We start from the raw sequence: 4,422 nt of genomic DNA on the forward strand, positions 1-4,422 counted from the left end.
ACCTGCGATTCAGATTGGCTTGCAGAGATTGATGCTTGAACCTGTGACTCTGACTGACTTGCTGAAACCGACGCTTGGACCAAGGACTCTGATTGACTCGCTGAAGTCGATGCTTGAACTTGCGATTCGGATTGACTCGACGAAACCGAAGCTTGAACCAACGATTCTGACTGACTCACTGAAAGCGATTCTTGAACCTGTGACTCTGATTGACTCGCTGAAACGGACTCTTGTACCAACGATTCAGATTGGCTTACGGAAGTCGATTCTTTAATTAACGATTCGGACTGACTGGCCGAAACCGAAGCTTGAACCTGTGACTCGGACTGACTTGCTGAAATCGATGCTTGAACTCGCGATTCGGATTGACTCGACGAAACCGAAGCTTGAACCAACGATTCTGACTGACTCACTGAAAGCGATTCTTGAACCTGTGACTCAGATTGGCTCACTGAAAGCGATTCTTGAACCAAAGATTCAGATCGACTCGCCGATTCTGAGGATTTAACTAAGGATGTCGATTGGCTCGTAGAAAGCAATTCTTGAGCCAACGATTCAGATTGACTAAGGAAAATTGATGTTTGAACTAAGAAATCAGACTGGCTCGCGGAAAGTGATTCTTGAGCCAAGGACTTCGATTGACTCGCAGAAAACATAGCTTGAATTAAAGAATCAGACTGGCTCGCAAAAACCGAGGCTTGAACCAAGGATTCTGACTGACTCGCAGATAGTGATGCTGGGGCCAAGGATTCTGACTGAGATCTTGAAATGGACTCAAAGGTTGGTGACTCACTCTCAGAGATGGAAGATGAAGTTGAAAAACTTTGAGACTGTGAGGCAGACTCAGATGCCGTCATCTTCCGATAATAGTAGTTCACACTCGTCATTGGATTAGCATAATAGTTATCTTTAATCGTATGCTTGAAACGAGAGAAACCATCGGCTCCTTGAGGAGTCGCATCTTCCCCTACAACCATCGTTGTATTTTTTGAAAGGGACGGTGATTTTGGAACAGCTGTGAATGGTTTTGGAACCGTGTACGCTATTCCCGTCTTTTCATCAGTATAGGTCACTGTTTCATTGGCGGAAAACCAACCTGTTACGTCCAGTTCAAAGTTATGTTCATCCACACGTCTTGGAGTAACGTTTAGGAAATAATCCTTATTTTTACTTTCAATTTTACGCGTTCCACCTAAGTCAGACAATTGGCCTGGAACGTCGTGTTTAAAAGTTTTTTCATAAACAAGAGTATACTTATCAAATACTGGTTCATTTCCTGTATCCCGAGAGGTCAATGTATTTATTTTAGAAGGATCCAAGACGTAATAGCGAAGAGTGTAGTCCCCATTTTGATTCGTTGTGACAACTTCACTTTTGATAAAATGCTCACGCGCATTTCCGTACAATTCTACACGTCTATCTCCAACCTTACTATTATCAAAGATCCCAGTGGTCGCATTTTGAGAAGTACTTACTACTGGTACCTGAACATAACCTGCAATATCACGCGCATTTGAAGCCGTATACTGTTGTCCCTCAATCCCAGATTGCCTGTATTCAGCAAGGATCTCTTCTTCACCAGTTGGTTTATACAGTCCATTTTGCCATTTACCCTTTGGATCCACCAAACGATACAAGGTAGACTGTTGAGACCACATGGTTGGCACTTTGACCTGGAAGAATTCATTTAACATTTGACCTTGATGTGAAGGATCCATGACATTATAGATATCTCGGAGCATAACACTTCTGACTGGAACCATAATACTAGGAAAAGATTGTAGGGTCACATAAGGAGGTTTACTTGCGTCTCCAAAAGAATAGATAAAGTTGTTGCCTGCTGGAGAATCGGCAATCAAGACTTCTTTAGGAAGTCGCATAGGACTATTCAATCTCACATTGGGTTGGAATGTTTGAGAAAAGACTTCTGATCCATCTGATTCCTTTACAATTCGGAAATAAACATTCTTCGGTTCACGAATATCTGGATTTGTTTCGCTACGATCAACAGATAGTGTCGCATAGTAGCCCAAGGATTTCTCATTTCGGTCAACAAATTCCCAAATTGCAAAAGTATAACGGTTCAAATCGTGATCTTTTGAATACTTTGCAAGCTCTTCTGGAGTTAACAAAGCATTTTTATCTAGGTTCGGGTCTTTGGCAACATTAGAGGTTGGTAGTGGCGCATCTACCACATTGGCGCCATGGCGATCATCCATCTCGGGCGAGATGGATAGATCTTCATCACTACTTCTAGCCTCTTCACTAATTGGAGCCAATTGAGCTGAGATAGCTGGTTTCCCATTTATATTGGAATTTCCCACAAAGCCTGCAGCCGTTAAGGTGGTCATCATCTCATCAACTGCTTTGCCCAAGCGATCGCGTTGCTTGGCATAAGCTTGCGCACCAGCATTTGTATGGACCAAACGATAGCTAGTAGTTACTTCCGATTGTAGCTTATTGATAACTGCTTCCAAAGCTGCCTTACGCTCAGGCACAGATATCTGAGTAGCGTATTTCCCTGCGATTTGTTGGAGCAACTCTGCTTCAGAAGCGTTTTGTTCCAATAGGGAAGCTTCATCTGTAGCTGCTGGTTCATCTACCGCTGATTCTGAAGCTAGAACTTGTGTGGATTCACTAGAAACGCTTTCAAAACTGGTAGTTTCTTGCCCACTGATGGAAATAGAAGTCGATTCACTCATAGAGAGCGAATGGCTAGCCGTTTCAGAAAGACTTGTAGAGGTTGATAGAGAAGCAGATGCAGAATCTAGCGAGGATGTCTTTGAAAGAATGACGCTATCTGCTTCTGCCAATGTCTCTTGTTTCGTTTCAGACACAGTTGGGGCGAGAGATGCCACTTCTTCTGCTTGAGCCGTCGTAGCCACAACAGCTCCTCCAAATACAGTACCTACAGCAACCAAGCCTTTTAATAACTGTTGGCCCTCCTTATGAAGACGACCGCCATCTTCTGGAACTTCGGCAATGACCATCTCCTCTACTTGCCCTCGAACCACACGAAAGAGTCCTAGAGCAGCAGTTGATGCTCGAAGCCAATTTTTTCCTGATTTAATTAATTTGAAGCGTACGACACGATCTGTCTCACGAAAGTTTCCTTTTGAACGCTTAAATTGCATGATATTCCCCTTACATTGTAGTCATTATTTATTATACAGGAATACTACATAGATTCAAGTAATTTGCTACAAAAAACTTATTTATTATTGTTTTTGTTTTCGAATTTTTTACAAGAAATTAAAAACACTTCATTCTACTAGTAAAAAAGTGAATCTCCTATGAGATTCACTCGAAAAAATGATATTTCCTACTAGATCAGTTCCCCTTCTTTTTACGTCGGGTCAGTCCAGCAATTCCAGCTAACCCTGTAACAACCCCAAGAAGAGCTGATGTCACAGATCCTGTTTCGCCAGTACTTGGAAGCGCCACAGATTGGCTGTGTTTTTGTGAACCACTTGCTGATTCTGAACCAGAAGCTGATTGTGAACCACTACCAGATATTGAGACTGATTGTGATTGACTCACTGAAACTGACTCGGATGCTGAGACTGATGCACTTACTGACGTTGAAGTAGATTCAGACACTGACACTGATTCGGACATTGAGACTGATTCAGAAACTGAAACTGATTCGGATGTTGAGACCGATTCAGAAGTCGATACTGATTCAGATGTTGATACCGATTCAGAGGTAGACGCAGACTCGGATACTGACTCGGATGTAGAAACTGATTCAGAAGTCGATGCTGATTCAGACGCTGACATTGATTGACTTACTGACGTTGAAACTGATTCAGACGTTGAGACCGATTCGGAAGTCGATGCTGATTCAGATGTTGATACTGATTCAGACGTTGACACCAACTCAGACGTTGATACAGACTCGGATGCTGAAACCGATTCAGAGGTTGATGCTGATTCTGAAGTAGAAACTGATTCGGACGTCGATGCTGATTCAGAAGTCGATACTGATTCAGACGTAGACACTGATTCAGACGTAGACACTGATTCTGACGTCGACGCTGACTCGGACGCTGATAATGACTCGGATGCTGAGACTGACTCGGATGCTGAGAGTGACTCTGACACTGACAATGACTCGGATGTCAACACCGATTCAGACATTGAAACTGATTCGGATACAGAAACCGACTCAGACGTTGAAACTGATTCGGATACAGAAACCGACTCGGATGCTGAGACTGATTCAGAGACCTCGGATGTTGACAGCGATTCAGATGTCGACACGGACTCAGATGTAGAAACAGATTCTGAGGCTGATACTGATTCAGAGGTTGACACCGATTCAGACGTTGATACTGATTCTGAGGTAGAAATCGATTCAGACGTAGACACTGATTCAGATGTTGAAACAGATGCTGACTCTGATGTTGAAACCGATTCTGA

At 43.0% G+C, this 4,422-nt stretch carries 2 protein-coding genes; both read right to left on the bottom strand.

Going from position 1 to position 4,422, the window contains the following annotated elements; translation table 11 throughout:
• A partial coding sequence (locus HMPREF9186_RS10980; RefSeq protein WP_009731776.1) for an accessory Sec-dependent serine-rich glycoprotein adhesin occupies window positions 1-3,134 on the bottom strand: 3,134 nt, incomplete at its 3' end.
• A gap of 196 nt (window positions 3,135-3,330) precedes the next feature.
• Window positions 3,331-3,540, bottom strand: a complete 210-nt coding sequence (locus tag HMPREF9186_RS11670) for an LPXTG cell wall anchor domain-containing protein (protein ID WP_037613959.1) — start codon at window positions 3,538-3,540, stop codon at window positions 3,331-3,333.
• Window positions 3,541-4,422 lie beyond the last annotated feature (882 nt).

It is taken from the genome of Streptococcus sp. F0442 (genome assembly GCF_000314795.2).
Classification (GTDB): Bacteria; Bacillota; Bacilli; order Lactobacillales; family Streptococcaceae; genus Streptococcus.